Genomic DNA, 20252 nt, shown 5'->3' on the forward strand with positions numbered 1-20252 from the left:
ATGGCATTACAACTGATTTACGGAAATTCTGGCAGTGGAAAATCAACCTATATTTATGAAAAAGTCATTCAGATGGCGCAGGCAGACCGCAGACGTAATTTTTATGTTATCGTGCCGGAACAGTTTACGATGCAAGCGCAGCGGGAACTGGTGCGACGGTCACAGAATCATGTCATTGTCAATATTGATGTAGTCAGTTTTGAACGTCTGGCGTACCGTATTTTTGATGAACTTGGCATTCAGAATACAGTTATGGAAGAAACAGGAAAAAGCCTGGTGCTGCGTAAAATTGCAGAAGAAAAGGGAAAGGATCTGACCGTGCTGCGTGGAAATATCCGGAAGATGGGGTATATTAATGAGTTGAAATCCATGATCTCCGAGCTGATGCAGTATGATATTTCCGTGGAGGAACTGGAGGATTTCCTTGGACATCTGAAACCGGAATCCAATTTGTATTACAAACTGTCAGATGTGCATACGATGTATGCAGCTTTTGAGGAATATCTGCGGGGGCAGTATGTGACCGCAGAACGTGTGTTAGATGTTCTGGCTGATGCGGCAGAGGAATCACAGCTTTTAAAGGGGGCTGTCTTTGCCTTTGACGGGTTTACTGGATTTACACCGGTACAGATGAAGCTGCTGCATCGCTGTATGCATGTGGTGAAAGATATGTATGTGACGGTGACACTGGATGTACGGGAAGATCCGCTGGCGGACTGCGGCATGCAGGATCTGTTTTATATGAGCCGGAAAATGACAGCTGCACTGCTGCGGGCGGCCAGAGAAGAACAGTTTCCGTTGGAAGAAGCAGTTTTTCTGGAACCGGGAAAACAGAGTCGTCTGGCACAGACGCCGGTGCTGCAGCATCTGGAGCAGAATCTGTTCCGGGTGAAAGCGCAGCAATATGCAGGAGACTGTCAGAAGGAATTGCAGATTTATTCCCTGGCGACCCCCCGGGAGGAATTACAGTTTGCAGCGTGGAAGATTTCGGAACAGATGCGCAGCCAGGGTTATCGTTATGGCGAGTGTGCCATTGTATGCGGCGATGTGGAATGTTATGAAAAATATGCACAGTCCGTTTTTTCCCTGTATGACATTCCGTATTTTGTGGATATGAAGTCATCGATTCTGTATCATCCCTGCATTGAACTGATCCGTGCGGTATTGGAGATTGTAGAAAAAGATTTTTCCTATGAAAGTGTGTTTCGTTTTTTGCGTACCGGTCTGTCCGGATTTGCAGAAGCAGATATAGATTTTCTGGAAAACTATGTGCTGGCCAGGGGAATCCGGGGAGCTTCCCGTTGGAAGAAAAAATTCCTGAAACCCATGCGTCACACCGGCAGGATCCGCGTGGAGGAAGATGTGCTGCAGCAGGAACTGGCGCGGGCTGATCAGCTGAGGGAAAGATTCTGGAAACAGATAGCGCCTTTTTATGAGATTGCATCAGGACAGGAGCAAACTGTGGCGGAACTGACCCGTGGCCTGTATGAATTTTTGACAGAACTGCAACTGGAGGAGCAGATTCATCAGGCACAGGAGGCTTTTGAGGAAGCCGGAGAGGAACTCCTGGCATCTCAATACCGTCAGATTTACAAGATTGTGGTGGATCTGCTGGACAAACTGGTGGCTCTGCTGGGAGAAGAAATACTTTCCGTCCGGGATTATGCAGATGTTCTGGAAGAAGGGTTTGCGTCGGCAAAAGTCGGTGCGATTCCGCCGGGAGCAGACTGTGTGATCCTGGGTGATATTGAACGAACCCGTCTGGAGGGAATCAAGGTGTTGTTTTTCCTGGGCGTCAATGACGGTATGATTCCGAAAAGTACGGCAAACGGCGGTATTTTGTCTCAATATGACCGGGAACTGATCGAAGAGCAGAAACTGCAGTTGTCTCCTACTGCAAGGGAGCAGTCTTTTTTGCAGCGGTTTTATCTATATCTGAATATGACAAAGCCATCGGAGGCACTGTACCTGACGTATGCCCGGATGGATGCAAAGCAGAAGGCAGCACGACCTTCTTATCTGATTGGGACGCTGCAGAAACTTTTTGCCGGTCTGCAGGTGCAGGAGATTGAGGCAGGAACAGCCTTTGAACCACTGACAGCGAAGAGCAGTCTGGATGCGTATCTGACGGGACTGACGGCAGCCAGAGATGGCGAGGTGACGGAAGCGTGGAAAGCACTGCATCACTATCTGAAGAATTCCAAGGTGTGGGAACCGGTGGTGCAGGAACTGTTTGCGGCAGCTTTTTCAAAGTTTACCGGGGAACAGCTGGCCGTAGAGACTGCGCGACAGCTTTACGGTACGATTCTGACAAATTCAGTGACTCGACTGGAACTGTTTGCCCGCTGTGCGTATGCACATTTTCTGGAATATGGACTAAAGCTTTCAGAACGTGAAACTTACAGTTTTGCGGCACTGGATATGGGCAGTATGTTCCATGAAATCCTGCAGCGCTACTGTGAAAATCTGGAAAAATCCTATGACTGGTATTCTGTCACGGAGACACAGCAGGAAGAATTGCTGAAGGCAGCCATGCAGGATGCCGTATTGTCTATGCCGAATGAATCTCTGCTGGAATCAGCCAGAAGTGCGTATGTGCTGGAACGGATTTATCGTATCATGAAGCGCAGTATCTGGGCACTGACGGAGCAGATCCGGCATGGAACCTTTCAACCTGCAGGGTATGAAGTGGATTTTATGCAGGTAAATGAACTGAATGTACAGAATATGATACTGGATGAAGAGCATAAAATGCGTCTGGTAGGGAAAATTGACCGTATGGACACCCGGGAGACAGAAGAGGCCGTGTATGTTCGTATCATTGATTATAAATCCGGAAAGACGACGTTTCAGTTGCTGAATCTGTATTATGGTCAGCAGTTACAGCTTGTGGTATATCTGAATGCAGCAATGGCACAGCTGAAAAAGGAGCATCCGGGAAAAGCAATCGTTCCGGCCGGAATTTTTTACTATCGGATGGATGATCCGATGGTGGAAGCGGACGGTGAGGATGAGGAAAAAATCATGGAGCATATCCTGGGTGAACTGCGCCTGAACGGTCTGGTCAGTCTGGAGCGGGAAGCATATGAGCAGATGGATGTGGGACTTCAGGGAAAATCGGAAGTCATTCCCCTGACATTGAACAAAGACGGAAGTGTCAGCAAGCGGGGAACCTCCGGTGCCGCTCCGGTGGATTTTACGGCGCTGACAGCTTTTGTTAATCGAAAAATCTGTGGGGCAGCGGAGCAAATCCTGAAGGGAGATATCGATATCCGGCCATATCAGATGGAAAGCAAAACCGGATGTGATCACTGCCCGTATCACAGTGTGTGTGGTTTTGATCCAAAAGTGGAAGGATATACGTTTCGGAAAAATAAAAAATTATCTACGGATGAAGTGTGGGCGAATATCTACCGGGAAGGAGGCGATTCCGATGAGTGTTAAATGGACGGAAGAACAGGAAAAAGTGATTCAACTCAGAAACCGGAGCCTTCTGGTGTCTGCGGCCGCCGGTTCCGGAAAGACTGCGGTACTGGTGCAGCGCATTATTTCTATGGTGACGGATGAAGTGCATCCGCTGGATATTGACCGTTTACTGGTGGTGACGTTTACCAATGCAGCGGCTGCGGAAATGCGGGAACGTGTGGGCGCTGCCATTGAGGCGGCATTAGAGAAAGATCCTTATAACCAGCATCTGCAGCGACAGCTGACACTGGTGCACAATGCACAGATCACCACCATTGACAGCTTCTGTATCCGGATTTTGCGGGATCATTTTCACAAGATCGATCTGGAACCGGGTTTTCGTATCGCTGACGAAGGAGAACTGAAATTGCTGCGGGAAGATGTCTGCGAGGCAGTTCTGGAGGAGTTTTACGAAAAAGCAGATCCGGAATTTCTGCGGTTTGCGGACAGCTATTCTCAGGCAAAAAATGATCTGCAGATCAAAGAAATGGTGCTGAAATTATTTGATTATTCCGAGAGTTATCCATGGCCGGCGGAATGGCTGGAATCTTGTATGCAGCAGTATGAGGCGGCAGATGAGGAAGCACTGGAGCAAAAGGCATGGATGCAGGATTTTCTTTCCTATATGAAAGTGCGGGTTGGAGATCTGATCCGTGCACAGGAGCATCTGCTGGATCTGACCCGGGACGTGGATGGACCCTATATGTATGAAGCATCTGTTCAGGATGATCTGTATCAGCTGTATGCCCTGCAGGAGTGTGAGCATTTTTCGCAGTGGCAGGAGGCAATTAATGGGATAAATTTCAAAAACATTGGCCGGGCGAAAAAGTATGAAGGCAGTGAACAGAAAAAGGATGCCGTGAAGTCCGGAAGGGACCGGATAAAGGACCAGATCGTGAAATGGAAAAAAACAATATTTGCCTCACCGCTGGAGACACAGCTGCAGCGATTGAACCAGACTTCCGGGATGGTGCGGATGCTTGTGCTTGTGACACAGGCTTTTGCAAAGCGGTTTGCGCTGGAGAAACAGCAGAAAAATATGCTGGATTTTTCCGATGTGGAGCACTATGCCCTGCGGGTTCTGGTAGATCCGGTGACGAAGGAACTAACAGAAACAGCATTGGAGTATCAGCAGCAGTATCAGGAAGTTATGATCGATGAATACCAGGACAGCAATTATGTGCAGGAAACACTTCTGACGGCAGTCTCCGGTGTGAAAAACGGCAGGGAAAATCTGTTTATGGTAGGTGATGTCAAGCAGAGTATTTACCGCTTCCGTCTGGCCCGGCCGGAACTCTTTATGGAGAAGTATCAGCATTTTTCCGTGGAGGAGAGCAGCCGGCAACGCATTGACCTGCATCGGAACTTCCGAAGCAGACGTGAAGTGGTGGATGCGGTCAATGATATTTTTTATCCGTTAATGGGTCAGGATATCGGAAATGTAGGTTATGATGCGGAAGCTGCGCTGTATGCCGGAGCAGTATTCCCGGAATATGAAAAGCCGGAATGCTGCAAACCGGAGCTGCTTCTTGTGCCGATGGATGGCAGCAGTGCAGAACGTCGGGAGCAGGAAGCTTTAGCAGTGGCAGGACGTATCCGTCAGATGATCGATGCTCAGCAGATTCCGGGACTGGAATTAAAAGACATTGTGATTTTGCTACGTTCCATGTCCGGTTGGGCAGAAGTTTATCAGAACGTGTTTGAGCAGGAGGGAATCCCGCTGATCGTATCATCGAAAACCGGCTATTTTTCTGCATCGGAAGTACAGACCGTGTTATCTTTGCTCCGGGTGTTGGACAATCCCAGCCAGGATATCCCCCTGGCTGCGGTGATGAAGTCTTATTTTGGAAAATTCACATCAGATGAAATGGCACAGCTGCGAGCTGCCGATCCGGGGCTGCCGTTCTTTCAGTGTGTGCAGCAGTATGTTTCCGATGAGTCAGCCAAGGCAGAACTGGCGGAGAAAGTAGCACGTTTTTATGAAATGCTGCAGCAGTATCGGCGGCGGATTCCGTATACACCGATCCACCGTCTTCTGCAGGAAATTCTCGATGAGAGCGGTTACCGCAACTATGTGACGGCACTTCCGGCGGGAGAACAGCGCCGGGCGAATCTGGATATGCTGATGGAAAAAGCAGTAGCTTACGAACAGACCAGCTATCATGGACTGTTCCATTTTATCCGCTACATTGACCGGCTAATGAAATATGATATTGATTACGGCGAGGCTGAGATCATCAGTGAACAGGAAAATGCCGTGCGGCTGATGAGTATTCACAAAAGTAAGGGACTGGAGTTTCCGGTTGTATTTGTATGTGGCATGGGAAAATCGTTCAATGAACAGGATCTGAACAGCAGCATGATCTTCCATCCGGAGTTCGGTATCGGCCTGAAATGGTTTGACTGTGGGAAACGGACGAAAGCGAATACGCTGATTCATCAGATTTTTTCCATGGAAGCAAAGCGGGAAAATCTGGGAGAGGAACTGCGTGTGCTGTATGTGGCACTGACCCGTGCAAAGGAGAAACTGATTCTGGCGGGAAGCTGCAGGCTGCCGGAGGAAGGGCAGTTTACCGGATATGACAGAACACAGAAAGTACCGTTTTCTGACCGGTATGATGCGGGATGTTACTGGGACTGGGTGCTTCCGGTGCTTGGATTGGAAAATAAAAACTATGATTATACAATCTGGGACGAGGAACAGATGTTGGCGGAACAGCAGCGCCAGCTGCAGGATACTGCGGTACAGCACCGGAATATTCTGGAAGCACTGCAGCATGTATCCGAAGCAGAGACAGAAGAACTGACAGAGAAATTTTCCTGGAAATATGCATGGCGTGATATGGGTACGCACAAGCAGAAAGTATCTGTGTCCGAACTGAAGCATCGTGCCATGGAGGAGCGCAGTGAGGAGGCAGAGCAGAGGCTGAACACGGCGGAACCATTGTTTCCACAGGAGATACCGACGCCATATCTGCCAAGGTTTGTGCAGGAGGCATCAGAAAATGCCGGTGCATTGTACGGAACTATGGTACATCGTTTTCTGGAATGCCTGGATTTCGCGGCACTTCCGGAGTTTGTATCAGAGAAACAGGGGCTGCATTATGTGAAAACCCAGATCGACCGTCTGTGTACGCTGGGACGGATGACGGAAGCAGACGCCAAACGGTTGAACTGGAAACAGCTTCGGGACTTTTTGCAAACTGATACAGCAAAACGGATGCGAAGCGCGGCGCAGGCCGGTATGCTGGAACGGGAAAAACCATTTGTTATGTCGATTCCGGCACAGCTTGTCTGGGAAGAGAGCAAACCAGAGGAAGAAGTGCTTGTACAGGGTATCATTGATGTGTTCTGGGAAGAGGAAGACGGAATCGTGCTTTTGGATTATAAGACAGATCGGGTAGATAATTCTGAAGAACTGATCCGCCGCTATAAGAAGCAGCTGGAACTGTATGCGGATGCGCTGAATCGTTTTGGGGCTGGAAAAACCATAAAAGAAATATTGATCTATTCCTTTGCACTGGCAGAAGAAATTGTAATACAGTAAATGGACAAATATGAAAGAACTGGAGAAAAAAGAAATGAGAATCATTTTAGCATCTGCTTCCCCGAGACGCCGGGAACTGTTGGCTCAATTGGGCGTAGAATTTGAAGTATGCCCGTCACAGGGAGAAGAAAAAATCACGGAGCATTTGCCGGAGCTTGCGGTTATGCAGCTGGCACAGCAGAAAGCGGCAGATATTGCAGGAAAGACAGAAGGTGACGCATGGATCCTTGGCGCAGATACCATCGTGGTATATGACCAGAAGATTCTGGGAAAACCAAAGGATGAGGAAGATGCAAAGCGGATGCTTGGCATGCTTCAGAATCATCGTCATCAGGTATACACCGGTGTATGCATCTGGAAAAAAGAAAATGGCAGCGAAGAAATCCGTTGCTTTTACGAAAAAACGGATGTGGTTTTTTATCCGATGACGGAAGAAGAAATAGCAAAATATGTGGCTACCGGGGAACCGATGGACAAGGCCGGTTCTTATGGAATTCAGGGCATCGGTGGTCTGTACGTCCGTGAAATTCACGGTGATTACAATAACGTGGTGGGACTGCCAATTGCACGTCTGTATCATGAATTACAGAAATAATGGCAAGGCAATTCTTGCATCAGTTGTTGCGGGAAAAAGCGATAAATGGTATATTAAAAACAATGCAGTGGACATTCTTAAATTAAAGTGAATGGAGAAAGACAATGAGCGAATATGACAAAGTGTGTATTGAGACATTTTTGAGAGATCAGTTAAAATTATTTCCGGAGAAAGTAGCAGAGACACCGGAGGAAGCAGAAGATTTTCTGGATATGTGTATGGCTGCTGTTTGCAAAAATATGAAAGAAGTACGGGAATATTTTGACGAGACCGGAGCTGATATCTCCGGTATGAGCAAAGAAGAGCTGGAGCAGGCGGATGAAGTATTCAAGCTTCCGGATGGACGATATCTGGTGGTGGATGCCTGAAAAACATTCTGAACGCAGAATGAGCATTCCCCGCTTCAAGTGCGTAGAGTACTAAACGGTGGGGAAGTGGCATGCTACGGATATTCTGGAACAGGATATCAGAAACAAGGAGAATAATAGATTGAAGAGTAAAATGAAAAGAAATACAGCAGGTGTTCTGGCCGGGATTTTGCTGGGGACGGCATTCCTGGGTGGCTGCAGCAATCCTGTGAGTACCATTCTGGAAAAACCGGTTTTCAAAGTAGGAAAAGAAAGCTGCAGTCGGGAAGATGCCCGGGCAATTCTGATGAATTATCAGAAGGAATACAGCAATCTGTACGGCATTGATATGTGGGAGCATGATTACGGCCAGGAGCAGAGTCTGGAAGATTATATCAAAGATCTGACCTTAGCACAGATGGCACAGGTTTATACGTTGGATGTGATCGCTTCTGAAAAGGGTGTGACCTTATCTGAGGATGAACAGAAAAAAGTAGCAGAAGCAGCCAGGACCTATCTGGACGGTCTGGATGATACGGAACGGGATTATATCGGACTCAGTGAAAAAAAGGCAAAAAAATTATATGAGCGTTATGTGCTGGCAGAAAAACTGTATGAGACTTTAAAGAAACAAGTGAATCAGGAAGTCAGCGATGATGAGGCCCGTGTGATGAAATTCAAGCAGATTTATACTGCAGATGCGGCAAAAGCACAGGATTATATGGCACAGCTTCAGGCAGGAGCAGATTTTGAATCGCTGGCTCAGACAGCGAATGAAGCGGATACCGTAGATATCAATGTGAACCGCACGACATTTTCCGATGATGTGTCACAGCAGCTTTTTGCACTGACAGATGGCGGTGTTTCAAATATCATTGAGATTGACGGCGGCTATTACATTTTTTATTGCAGCAGTGCATTTGATGCAGAACTGACTGAGGCACACAAGATGGATGTGCTGGAGAAGCGGATGTCCGATGCGGTGACAGATACTTATGCCGATTATATGAGTCAGCTCAGTTCCAAAGAAAATCAGGATGTCTGGTCAGAAGTGACAGTGGATACTTCATTGAAGCTTGAGAGTGCATCCTTTATGGAAGTATATCAGCAGTATTTTTCCGCGAAAGAGTAAATGAGCCAGGAATGTACTCTGAAAATGGCATAGAATTGTTTTATAAAGAGTAAGTTTAGGAAAAGATAGACCTAGTTTAACAAACATAAAGGCCCCCGTATTTAAAATACGGGGGCTATTTACATTTCTATAGGTTTTTATGAAATTTTATAAAATGCTGTCAATGACTATTTGTCAGCCAGAATCATCATAACCTCATTGCTTCGGTTAATGAAAGCTGTCATAGCTTCCGGTGAAAGCGGCTGGTTGGACAGCAGTGCCAGATCATACAGCTGTTTGCAGAACATCGGTACATGCTCGCCATTTTTGTGCTCAAGGATGTACTGCACCAGTTTGTTGTTGACGTTCAGAATCAACGTCTCGTTACCACCGAACATGGATGGATCCATGCCGTACATATTGTACATCTTCATCATATCCTGCATACGGCGTCCTTCTTCGGAGAGGGTGATCATGGATGAGATAGAAGCGTCTTTTAATTTTTCTACTTTTACATCCAGATTCTCTTTGCCGAGGGCGGCGCGGAATGTCTCTGTCAGTGTATTCAGAGCAGATTTCATCTCTTCCTCGGATACTTCTTCTTTCAGGGCATCTGTTACATCAGCATCGATACGCATGAATTTGTAATTTTGATTCCGCTGCTCTAACTGAGTGATGAAGGAAGTATCGATGTTGTGGTCGAGGATAACAGCGTTCATGTCAGACTCTTTAAACATACGGATGTACTGACCCTGCTGGTTCTTATCTGTTACATAGTAGATGGTCTCACGGGTATCTTTCTGCTCATCCGTATTATCAGCGTTATCATCGGTATTTTCAGTTTTTGCTTCCGCTTCTTTTTCTTCTTTCTCTTTTAAAAGTTCCGGAAGTGTCATATATTTGTCATTGATATCCTTGAAGAGGATGTAGTCGTTCATACGGTCACAGAATTTCTCATCTTTTAAACAGCCGAATTTGATGAACGGGCTGATGTCATCCCAATATTTTTCATAGCTTTCTTTATCTGTCTTGCACATACCTGTGAGCTTGTCAGCTACTTTCTTGGTAATGTACTCAGAAATTTTCTTGACAAATCCATCGTTCTGCAGAGCACTTCTGGAGACGTTCAGAGGCAGATCCGGGCAGTCGATGACACCTTTTAAGAGCATCAGGAATTCCGGAATAACTTCTTTGATGTTGTCGGCGATAAATACCTGGTTGTTATACAGCTTAATGGTACCTTCAATGGAATCATACTCCGTATTGATTTTCGGGAAGTAGAGAATTCCTTTTAAGTTGAACGGATAGTCCATGTTCAGATGAATCCAGAATAACGGCTCTTTGTAATCATGGAATACATTGCGGTAAAATTCTTTGTAGTCCTCATCTGTGCACTCATTTGGATGCTTTGTCCAGAGTGGATGCGGATCGTTGATCGGAACAGGACGTTTTAAGATTTTTAATTTCTCGGTACGCGGAGATACTTCTACGATCTCTTTTTCGCCGTTCTCGTTTTCTTTTTCCTCTGTTTTGGCTTCTTCGATAATGGTCTCAATGACGGTATCTTTGTCTGTTTTCTCTTCCGGAAGAATGGTTTCATATTCCGGTTCTGCAGTTTCATTTACGAGATAAATCTCTGTCGGCATGAAAGAGCAGTATTTTGTCAGTACTTCTCTTGCGCGGTATTCGTTGGCAAACTCCAGACAATCCTCATTTAAGAATAAGGTGATCTCAGTGCCGACCGTTGTTTTGCTGCCGTCTTTCATATCAAATTCTGTACCGCCGTCACATTCCCAGTGAACCGGTGTGGCACCATCCTGATAGGAAAGGGTATCGATATGAACCTCGTCAGCTACCATGAATGCAGAGTAGAAACCAAGTCCGAAATGACCGATGATCTGATCATCGTTGGATTTGTCTTTGTATTTCTCAAGAAAATCAGTTGCTCCGGAAAATGCAATCTGGTTAATATATTCTTCTACTTCATCGGCAGTCATACCAAGACCGTTATCGATAAATTTTAATGTTTTTTCTGTCGGGTTGACACGTACTTCTACTTTTGCCTCGTAATCATCCGGCAGTGTGTATTCACCCATCATATCAAGTTTTTTCAGTTTTGTGATGGCATCACAGCCATTGGATACGAGCTCACGATAGAAAATGTCGTGGTCAGAATAGAGCCATTTTTTGATGATCGGAAAAATGTTGTCACTGTTAATGGAAAGACTTCCGTGTTTGTTACTCATACTTATCACTCCTGTTTCTTTATGATTATTTTTGAAAAATTAACGTTGTTGGTTCAAAAATCCTGATGAAAAGAGGGACTTCTGAAAGCATAAATACACTATAATACTCAAAAAATGAAAAGTCAATAGAAAATTAGCACTCTTTAAAAATGAGTGCTAACAAAGCCCGCTTGCGGGCGATACTTCTTGAACTTGCTTCAAGAAGGGATAAACATAAGGGGACAGAAAAGTAAATCCGCTAGCGGGCGATACTTCTTGAACTTGTTTCAAGAAGGAATAAACATAAGGGGACAGAAAAGTGAATTCGTTTGCGGGCGATACTTCTTGAACTTGCTTGCGGTTTTTATAAAAAGACGGTATACTCACTACGGGATAAGTAATGTACTCTCAGAATGCTTCACTTAAAAGATTCCGAGAGTACATAAGTATAAAAAGGGGTGAATAAGCATAGCTGGAGAGAGAAATTATCATTTTGACAACATAAAAGCATTGCTGATTTTTCTGGTAGTATTTGGACATATGATCAGTACTTTTGCGGATACACCGGAAGTGGATGTTATCTATAAGATTATTTTCAGCTTCCATATGCCGGCTTTTATTTTTGTATCCGGGTATTTTGCAAAAGTAGAACCAAAAAAGATTTTATCAAGGATTTTTCCATTGTATATCGTATTTCAATTACTTCGTTTTTTACTGGATTTCATTCTGGACAGTATCATGTGGGGACATCCGGTAAAAATAGACATGCAGTTTTTTACACCGCGCTGGACATTATGGTATCTGATGGCAATGATCATTTATCAGCTTTTGCTGCCGGTATTCGACACAAAAAACAAGCGGCACCGGGTGGCTTATCTGCTTTTATCAATGGTACTTGGGATAGTGATCGGTTATAATCCGGATACGGAAAACTTTATGGCAATGTCCAGAATTATGAACTTTTTACCGTTTTTTCTTGCCGGATATTATGAAAAAGATGGCGGATTCTTCCTTCATTATGGAAAGCGGAGAAATCCGAAAGAAGCTAAAATCGCTACGATGTTTCTGGCAGTTGGAATCATTGCCGGATTTATCTGGATCAGCAGAGTGAGTACAAGAAAGTTATTCTGGGGAACGGAGAGTTTTAATGGTGGTGTGTATACATGGTATACACGGATTCTGGCATGGATCATTGCTTTTTTGTGGATCTGGATTTTGATTGTATGGGTGCCAACAAAACGGCTCCCGGTAATTGAAACAATTGGGAAAAATACACTCAGCATTTATCTGCTGCATACAATTGTCATTCTGATTCTGATGTATACGCCGTTTAATGATTTGATATTTAATAAAATCGGATGGCAGCTGCTGATCTCAGTGGGGCTGACACTGGGATTATCCTGGAATGGATTTGAGTGGTTGTTGCGAAAAATTGCGATTCCGTATTACGGAAACAGGAAAAGTAAATGATGAGCAAACAATGCTGGTAAAGAAGCAAAAAGAATGTAATCGCAGAGGAGCAATGACGCAGAAAACGAGTCGTGAACGAACAGGAGAATAATGATGCAATATCGATATGACAAAGAAAAAAATCCAGTTTCCATGCTTGCCTTTGGCTGTATGCGTTTTACAAAAGAAAATGGCAAAATCAATCTGGAAAAAGCAGAAGCCGAGATTTTGGAAGCGATGAAGCTTGGTGTTAACTATTTTGATACCGCTTATATTTACAGCGGCAGTGAAGAAGCCATGGGAAAGATTTTTGAGAAAAATCACTGCCGGGAGCAAATTTATATTGCAGACAAACTGCCGCATTATCTGATCAAGTCCGCAGCAGGTCTGGAAAAGACGTTTCAGGAGCAGCTGCGCAGATTACGGACGAATTATATTGATTTTTACCTGATGCACATGCTGACGAATCTGGAAACATGGGAAAAATTAAAAGGCCTTGGCATTGAAGAATGGATTGCAAAGAAGAAAGCATCCGGAGAAATCCACCGGATTGGATTTTCTTATCATGGAAATACAAAGGATTTTTGTGAATTGGTCGATGCTTATGACTGGGATTTTTGTATGATCCAATACAATTATCTGGACGAAAACAGTCAGGCTGGACGGAAAGGTTTGCAATATGCTGCAGCAAAGGGATTTCCGGTAATGATCATGGAACCGTTGCGGGGAGGTAAACTGGTAAATTTATTGCCGGAAGAGGCAAAACGGAAGGTGGCAGTGCATCCATCCGGACGCAGTGCTGCAGAATGGGCATTTCGCTGGCTTTGGAATCAGCCGGAGGTGACGACGGTGCTTTCCGGCATGAATTCTGTTGAGATGATACGGGAGAACTGTCGGATTGCATCTGAGACGCAGGCAGGGGCATTTACGGAAGATGAGATTGCCTTTGTCAATGAGTTAAAGGATGCAATCAACCACAGCATGAAAGTAGGCTGCACCGGCTGCGGATATTGTATGCCATGTCCGAAAAATGTGGATATCCCGGGCACGTTCAGTTTTTATAATCTGATCTACAGTGAGAATAAAAAGACGGCACGAAAGGGATATATGCAATGTACGATTTTCCGGCAGACACCGACCAGCGCTTCCCAGTGTGTGGGATGTGGCAAATGTGAGCAGCACTGTCCGCAGGGGATCCCGATTCGTGAAGAACTGAAACATGCCTCAAAAGAACTGGAAAATGTGACGTATAAGCTGGCGGGGAAGGCGATACGGCTGTTGAAGTTGTGGTAATACTACAGGTGGATTAAAAATAAAGGCAGAAGATAGAAAGTTGGTGGGAACAATGGAAATTACGCATTTTATGAACCCGAATCGAAAGAATGTTGAGACAAAGAGTTTTCTTCCAGCAGGAATTCGAATCCGGGATATTGATCAGCGCGTACTGAATACAGAAGAAAAATATATCGGTATTGTGGATGAAAATGGCGAAATGCTGGGAGCTATTCAGGTGGAGCGTCTGCGTTTTATTTATCAGTGGAATCAGACGCTGGATATGGCTCAGATTCTGGAACATCTGAGTATTGGCGTGATTGCGGTGGATAAAGAAAGTCGGATTTTCTATGTAAATCCAGCTTATTCGGATATTTTGAATGTCGCGCCGGGAAAAATTATCGGCCGTTATATGAATCAGATTGAAAAAGATGCAGCTCTTTTGGAAGTATTGGAAACACAGAAGCCAAAACGTCGTGAAAAACAGTTGATCCAGTCAGTGCAGAAATATGTATCGGTAAATATGTTTCCATTGTATCAGCAGGGAGAGTTCATAGGGGCGTGTTCGCTGTTTACGGATATTACGGAGCTGAATCATCTGACCAGTGAGGTGCAGCGTATTTCTCAGGTGGCAGAAGAATACAATCAGGAGATCCGTGCCAGAGATTTTTTGAAAACGAATCATATTATCGGTGAGAGTGAAGTTTATCTGAACTGCATTCGAAAATCGATGATGGTGGCGTCTACAGATGCGTCAGTGTTGATTCGTGGCGAGAACGGAACTGGTAAAGAAGTCATCTGCAAGATCGTACAGGAAAACAGTGCCAGAAGGAATCAGCCATTTATTAAGGTAAATTGTGCGGCAATTCCGGAAGCCCTGATCGAAAGTGAATTGTTTGGTTATGAGGAAGGTTCTTTTACCGGGGCTAAAAAAGGTGGTCGCGCCGGAAAATTTGAGCTGGCTCATGGGGGAACGATTTTTCTGGATGAGATCGGCGATCTGCCGATGGCAATGCAGGCAAAGCTGTTGCGTGTACTTCAGGAAGGCGAGATTGAAAAAGTCGGTGGACAAAAAAGTGTGCCGATTGATGTGCGTGTAATCGCCGCAACAAATCAGCCGTTAGAGCAGATGATCGAGGATGGAACTTTTCGAATGGACCTGTATTTCCGTTTGAACGTTATTTCCATTGAGATACCGCCTCTCAGAAAACGTGGCAGTGATGTGATATTGCTGGCGAATGAATTTCTGGATACGTTTAATCACAAATATCAGAAGGAAAAACATATGAAAGAAAGTGTGTATCAGGCACTGATGAATTATAAATGGCCGGGAAATGTCCGAGAACTGCGAAATGTGGTGGAAAGTGCAGTGGTGCTGACGATGTCGGATTCCATTGGTGCGGGAGATTTACCGGAGTATATTTCCGGTGTTGCTGCGGAAGAAAACGTGCAGCAGGATGCGCAGACGAAGGAACTTTCGATGCTGGAAGACGGCATGCATTTTGACAGTCTGAAGGAACAGGTGGAGGCTTACGAGAAACATGTGATCGCGGCGGCCTTGGAGAGATGTCAGGGGGATCGTAATGCAGTAATTCAGGAATTGAAAGTGTCAAGACGGACGTTTTACCGGAAACTGGCGGAGTATGGATTATCTTGAGCTGAAAGAATATGCATAAAAAACAGAGCAATGCCATAAATGGCATATGTGCCAAAAGTGGCACCCATATATAGAAATGTAAGTGCCAAAAATGACACTATACAAAAAACGAATATAGTTTAGAAAGGGATATGATAGAATTGTCATGTTCCTTTTTTAATCCCAAAAACACGAAATGCGAATTGATTTCGCCTGTTTTTGAAGAAAAGAAAACATAAATGAGCATAAATCACATATTTGCCAGATATCACAACAAAACTGGCATCGGCTTTGCGATATAATAGGTCACAAACCTGCAGGAAGATAGAAAAGGAGAAGAACAGATGAAACTACCAAAAAAAGTGGAAGTAATGGATGTTACTTTGAGAGATGGTTTCCAGCATGAGGAAATGTTTGTACCGACAGAAGCAAAGCTCTGGATCGCAAATAAACTAATTGATGCGGGATTTACCAAGTTCGAAGTCGGAACCTTCAGTCATATCAAATATGTTCCGCAGTTTAAGGATATCGAGGCGGTATTAAAGGGACTGCCAAAGAATGAAAATGTAGAGTATACCGTGCTGGCATTGAATACAAAAGCATGTGAGCGTACTGTTCAGGCACTGGAAGACGGAGCGCAGATTGACCGTGTCTTATGCGGACAGCTTGCAACCAGTGAAGCATACGCCAGAAAAAATATGAACCGTACACACGAAGAACTGTTTGCAGAAGCAGAAAAGAATGTAAAGTTTTTACATGATCATGGGGTTAAAAAAGTATTTGCAAACATCGGTACCATTTTTGGCTGTCCGATTCAGGGGGAAGTGCCATTGGAAAAGGCCTATGAATTCTGTGACAGATGCTTTGATATCGGATTCGATGAGATCGAACATTCCGATCCGGATGGAATTGCAGATCCGGCGAAAGTATTTGAATATTTTTCCACGGTACTGGACAAATATCCGGATACAGCTGCCCACAGTTTCCACGTACATGATATCAGAGGCATGGGCTTAACAGCCTACTATACAGCAATGGAAGCCGGCGTGACAATGTTTGACTGTTCCATGGGTGGCATTGGTGGTCAGGTGGCAAATATCGTTGATAATGTTCCGGTAAAAGGAATCGGTGACTATTATTTTGATACACGCAGAACCGGTCTGGTAGAGACCTGTGATTTTGTGACAATGCTGAATCAGATGGGAATTGAGACTGGTATTGATGAGCAGAAATGTTATAAAATAGCAACGATGGTAGAACGTATTTTGGGAAGAGAATTAAGTTCATTTACAAGTTCCATTCGATAGTGTGTTTTGAGAAAGAGACAAGAAACAGCAAATCATTTATAAATTTTAGAAAATAGAGAGAAATACATCAGTAATTTGTATCGGTAAGGGTAAAGGAGAATAAGACAATGAAAACAAGTAAATATTCAGGATTTTTCAAATTATCAGTTGAAGACAGAATGAAAGAAGTTGCAGAGTTTGCAAATCTGACAGAAGAAGACCAGAAAGTGCTGCAGGATGCGGACAGTCTGGATATGGACAAGGCGGATCATATGATCGAGAATGTAATCGGACGTTTTGCACTTCCTCTTGGCGTAGCAATCAACTTTCAGATCAACGGAAAAGATTATGTTATCCCGATGGTTTCCGAGGAACCTTCCGTAGTTGCTGCCTGCACAAACGCAGCAAAAATGGCCCGGGTTGGCGGTGGATTTACCACACATTCCTCCGGAACAGTGATGATCTCTCAGATTCAGCTTTTGAATGTTCCGACACCGTTTGCAGCAAAGAGCATGATCCTGGAGCACAAAGATGAAATTATCCAAAAGTGTAATGAGAAAGATCCGGTACTTGTGAAATTTGGCGGCGGAGCAAGAGATGTGGAAGTACGTGTCATTGATTCTATGGTTGGTCCGATGGTGATCGTTCATCTGCTGGTTGATACACTGGATGCAATGGGTGCAAATGCAGTTAATACAATGGCAGAAGCAGTCGCACCGTATCTGGAGGAAATTACCGGCGGAACAGCAGAACTCCGTATTTTATCCAACCTTGCAGATCACAGATTAGTAACAGCCCGTGCTGTATTTAAAAAAGAAGCAATCGGTGGCGAAGAAGTCGTAGATAAGATGTTGAACGCTTATGCCTTTGCAGCAGCAGATCCATATCGTGCAGCAACACACAACAAAGGAATTATGAACGGAATTATCCCGGTTGTTCTGGCAACAGGAAATGATACCCGTGCCATCGAGTCAGGCGCACATTCTTATGCAAGCAGAAATGGCAGATACACTTCCCTGACAACCTGGGAGAAAGATGCAAATGGTGATCTGATTGGAACAATCGAGATGCCGATGGCAGTTGGATTAGTAGGTGGAGCGACAAAGATTCATCCGACCGCACAGGTAGCTGTAAAAATGCTTGGCGTTAAGACAGCAGCAGAACTGGGACAGATCATTGCAGCAGTAGGTCTGGCAAATAACATGGCAGCGATGAAAGCACTTGCTACAGAAGGCATCCAGAGAGGACATATGTCACTGCATGCAAGAAATCTGGCTTCTACCGTAGGAGCAAAAGGCGAAGTTCTGGAAGCAATCGTAAAACAGATGGTTTCTGAGAAAAAAGTTCGTCTGGAATATGCACAGGAACTGTTTGAAAAATACAGCAAATAATATGTGACATATTGAAAATAAAACAAAAATACAGGAGGAGCGTATTTATGAATACTGAACCTGAGAAAAAAGAAAAAGTGTTGACGGAAGTATGGGGAGATACCGTTAATATCAAGGAATTGGCGATATCGATTATCTTAGGGGTTATTTTTACCATGTGTTTCTACCTGATCGGACGTAAGATCTTCATGAGTATGGGAACGATTGAAGAGAATCTTGCGAAAGGATATGCTCTTTTTGTAGGGATTGCCGGCTGCTTTATTGCAGCCGTAATCTCTGCGAAATCCTTCCGACCGAAACGTCTTGTTGCGGAACTTGACAGTACGACAGATATTGCAGAAGTACTGGAATACGCACATATGACACCGGAAGAGGAAGGCGAGGCACTGACAAAGGTCGGACCGGATGTAATCAAAGAACTGGAAGATCTGGAACTGTACGGTCTGTTGGCACTGATTCCGGAAGGAGCAAACAATTACAAGCCGGAATACAGAGAACTGGCGGGAGGTCAGAGCAAAAAAGATGCATAGGAGGTAGACAACATGCTGATTATACAGGCAATTATTGTTTCGATTATCGGAGGAATCATCTTCTCCATTATCGGAATTATCCCTGGTACAGACGAGACAGCGACCATGGCACCAATTACTCTGATTCTTGTCTTAATGGGATTTGAACCGGTTGTTATTTTTGCATGGTTTATAGCAATTCTGGTTGCCATGCAGATCACACATACGATACCGACAGCGATGGCGGCTCTTCCGGGTTCCACCATGGCAGTACCGATGGTAGAAAACAGTAACATCGGTAAAAAACTTGGTATTCCGCATATTTCCATGCGAAAAATGTCCGCCGGATCCATGATCGGATCCCTGATCGGTTTACCGATCGCTATTCTGTTTGCACAGATTCTGGCACCATTAAGCGATATTATCACACAGTACAGCGGACTGATCTTTACCATTGCGGCATGCGTCATCGCATTTATGTCACAGGCGAAGATCGGAGCAGTGGTAGCACTGGTTCCGTTTGCGTTCCTGATTCAGGGATTGCAGAGAATTTCCACAGAAGCAGTAGGTAAGACATTATTTACATCTATTTTCATGGGAATTACGATTGGCCCGATGATCGCAGAAATCTTCAACATTATGATTCCTGCAAAACGTGCGGAGAATCGCAGGGAAAAACCGACAGAGATCTGGCTTGCACCGGATTCCAAAGAAAAAATGCCATTTTTCCCGAACCCATTTAAATTTTTTGGTAAATCATCCATAGGTTACGTTGCCGGCTGTTCTGCAATTTCAGCCTGCACATTTACATTTTCCCCGGTTGGTATGACGGTTATGCTGGGTGAGCTGGTAGCATCCAGAAAGAAAGAGTTATTTGACCGTGTCACCACAACCCTTGGTGTACAGGATGCGGTTTCCAATGCAACTTATCTGGGAGAACTTCTGATCCCGATGATCGCATTTGGTTTGCCGCTGAGTCCGGTAGCTTTAGGGCCGGCATCTCCGTTATTCAACCAGATTAATTTACATGATTATCTGACCATGTCAGATTACTTCATTTACGGATTTATCGGTATTATCTTCGGTTGTATGTTTGCATATCCGATGGCAATCAAAAAAGCCCGTAAGTGGTCTGAAAAGATGTTCCGTTCCATCAGTCATGAGGCACTGATCGGCGCATTTATGGGACTGGTTTGTATGCTAGCTTTCCATGAGGCAGGTTTATTTGGTATTATCACTGCACTGGTAATCGGTGTATTTGGTGGATTCTTAAACAACCATTATGGAATCCATACCGGTGTACAGTTTATGGCATATTATGCATCTGGCTGGATCGTAACTACACTGATCTCAGTTTGTGCACTGGCAATATAAAAATAATCAGGGCTATATGTGATGTGGAACATGTAGCTCTTACAT

General features: G+C 44.6%; 13 protein-coding genes. 12 read left to right on the plus strand and 1 reads right to left on the minus strand.

The window, feature by feature from the left end:
* From addB to ACIRUQ_RS03835, 5 genes are all read left to right on the plus strand, one after another.
* Positions 1–3444, plus strand: a complete 3444-nt coding sequence (gene addB / locus ACIRUQ_RS03815; protein WP_055289000.1) for a helicase-exonuclease AddAB subunit AddB — start codon at positions 1–3, stop codon at positions 3442–3444.
* Entirely contained in the window at positions 3434–7012 is a 3579-nt protein-coding gene (addA, locus tag ACIRUQ_RS03820) for a helicase-exonuclease AddAB subunit AddA (protein ID WP_055288998.1), read from the plus strand. The genes addB and addA overlap by 11 nt, the downstream gene beginning before the upstream one ends.
* Positions 7013–7046: 34 nt before the next feature.
* On the plus strand, positions 7047–7607 hold the full coding sequence (locus ACIRUQ_RS03825) for a nucleoside triphosphate pyrophosphatase (RefSeq protein ID WP_055289019.1): 561 nt from the start codon (positions 7047–7049) through the stop codon (positions 7605–7607).
* A 104-nt stretch (positions 7608–7711) separates the two neighbouring features.
* Entirely contained in the window at positions 7712–7975 is a 264-nt protein-coding gene (locus tag ACIRUQ_RS03830; protein WP_022035797.1) for a hypothetical protein, read from the plus strand.
* Positions 7976–8108: 133 nt separating this feature from the next.
* On the plus strand, positions 8109–9086 hold the full coding sequence (locus ACIRUQ_RS03835) for a peptidyl-prolyl cis-trans isomerase (protein ID WP_156330934.1): 978 nt from the start codon (positions 8109–8111) through the stop codon (positions 9084–9086).
* 167 nt (positions 9087–9253) lie between these two features.
* On the opposite strand, the gene htpG is transcribed toward ACIRUQ_RS03835, so the two are convergent.
* Positions 9254–11311, minus strand: a complete 2058-nt coding sequence (gene htpG, locus ACIRUQ_RS03840) for a molecular chaperone HtpG (RefSeq protein WP_055288994.1) — start codon at positions 11309–11311, stop codon at positions 9254–9256.
* A 489-nt stretch (positions 11312–11800) separates the two neighbouring features.
* Here htpG and ACIRUQ_RS03845 point away from each other — a divergent pair, with 489 nt between their 5' ends.
* The 7 genes from ACIRUQ_RS03845 to ACIRUQ_RS03875 all read left to right on the plus strand — a co-directional run bounded on the left by ACIRUQ_RS03845 (position 11801) and on the right by ACIRUQ_RS03875 (position 20207).
* Positions 11801–12760 carry an acyltransferase family protein gene (locus ACIRUQ_RS03845; protein ID WP_055288992.1) on the plus strand — a complete coding sequence of 320 codons (960 nt, stop codon included), beginning with the start codon at positions 11801–11803 and terminating at the stop codon, positions 12758–12760.
* 90 nt (positions 12761–12850) lie between these two features.
* Complete coding sequence (locus ACIRUQ_RS03850) at positions 12851–14032, plus strand: aldo/keto reductase (RefSeq protein ID WP_404856532.1); 1182 nt, start codon at positions 12851–12853, stop codon at positions 14030–14032.
* Between the two features lie 70 nt (positions 14033–14102).
* Positions 14103–15668, plus strand: coding sequence for a sigma-54-dependent Fis family transcriptional regulator (locus tag ACIRUQ_RS03855; protein ID WP_207642761.1), 1566 nt, complete (start codon positions 14103–14105; stop codon positions 15666–15668).
* Between the two features lie 323 nt (positions 15669–15991).
* On the plus strand, positions 15992–16954 hold the full coding sequence (locus tag ACIRUQ_RS03860; protein WP_055288987.1) for a hypothetical protein: 963 nt from the start codon (positions 15992–15994) through the stop codon (positions 16952–16954).
* Between the two features lie 107 nt (positions 16955–17061).
* Entirely contained in the window at positions 17062–18324 is a 1263-nt protein-coding gene (locus ACIRUQ_RS03865) for a hydroxymethylglutaryl-CoA reductase, degradative (RefSeq protein ID WP_055288984.1), read from the plus strand.
* Positions 18325–18371: 47 nt separating this feature from the next.
* Positions 18372–18854: a hypothetical protein gene (locus ACIRUQ_RS03870; RefSeq protein WP_055288982.1), complete on the plus strand. Its 483-nt coding sequence runs from the start codon at positions 18372–18374 to the stop codon at positions 18852–18854.
* 12 nt (positions 18855–18866) lie between these two features.
* The gene (locus tag ACIRUQ_RS03875) at positions 18867–20207 is read left to right on the plus strand and encodes a tripartite tricarboxylate transporter permease (protein ID WP_055288980.1); all 1341 of its coding nucleotides are present in this window, start codon (positions 18867–18869) and stop codon (positions 20205–20207) included.
* Positions 20208–20252 lie beyond the last annotated feature (45 nt).

It is taken from the genome of Eubacterium ramulus (genome assembly GCF_045002895.1).
In the GTDB taxonomy this organism is placed as follows: domain Bacteria; phylum Bacillota; class Clostridia; order Lachnospirales; family Lachnospiraceae; genus Eubacterium_I; species Eubacterium_I ramulus.

Excerpts from the sequence above, each read along its gene's own strand:
- addB (WP_055289000.1), top strand. The coding sequence starts at position 1 with ATGGCATTACAACTGATTTACGGAAATTCTGGCAGTGGAAAATCAACC.
- addA (WP_055288998.1), top strand. The coding sequence starts at position 3,434 with ATGAGTGTTAAATGGACGGAAGAACAGGAAAAAGTGATTCAACTCAGA.
- ACIRUQ_RS03825 (WP_055289019.1), top strand. The coding sequence starts at position 7,047 with ATGAGAATCATTTTAGCATCTGCTTCCCCGAGACGCCGGGAACTGTTG.
- ACIRUQ_RS03830 (WP_022035797.1), top strand. The coding sequence starts at position 7,712 with ATGAGCGAATATGACAAAGTGTGTATTGAGACATTTTTGAGAGATCAG.
- ACIRUQ_RS03835 (WP_156330934.1), top strand. The coding sequence starts at position 8,109 with ATGAAAAGAAATACAGCAGGTGTTCTGGCCGGGATTTTGCTGGGGACG.
- htpG (WP_055288994.1), bottom strand. The coding sequence starts at position 11,311 with ATGAGTAACAAACACGGAAGTCTTTCCATTAACAGTGACAACATTTTT.
- ACIRUQ_RS03850 (WP_404856532.1), top strand. The coding sequence starts at position 12,851 with ATGATGCAATATCGATATGACAAAGAAAAAAATCCAGTTTCCATGCTT.
- ACIRUQ_RS03855 (WP_207642761.1), top strand. The coding sequence starts at position 14,103 with ATGAACCCGAATCGAAAGAATGTTGAGACAAAGAGTTTTCTTCCAGCA.
- ACIRUQ_RS03860 (WP_055288987.1), top strand. The coding sequence starts at position 15,992 with ATGAAACTACCAAAAAAAGTGGAAGTAATGGATGTTACTTTGAGAGAT.
- ACIRUQ_RS03865 (WP_055288984.1), top strand. The coding sequence starts at position 17,062 with ATGAAAACAAGTAAATATTCAGGATTTTTCAAATTATCAGTTGAAGAC.
- ACIRUQ_RS03870 (WP_055288982.1), top strand. The coding sequence starts at position 18,372 with ATGAATACTGAACCTGAGAAAAAAGAAAAAGTGTTGACGGAAGTATGG.
- ACIRUQ_RS03875 (WP_055288980.1), top strand. The coding sequence starts at position 18,867 with ATGCTGATTATACAGGCAATTATTGTTTCGATTATCGGAGGAATCATC.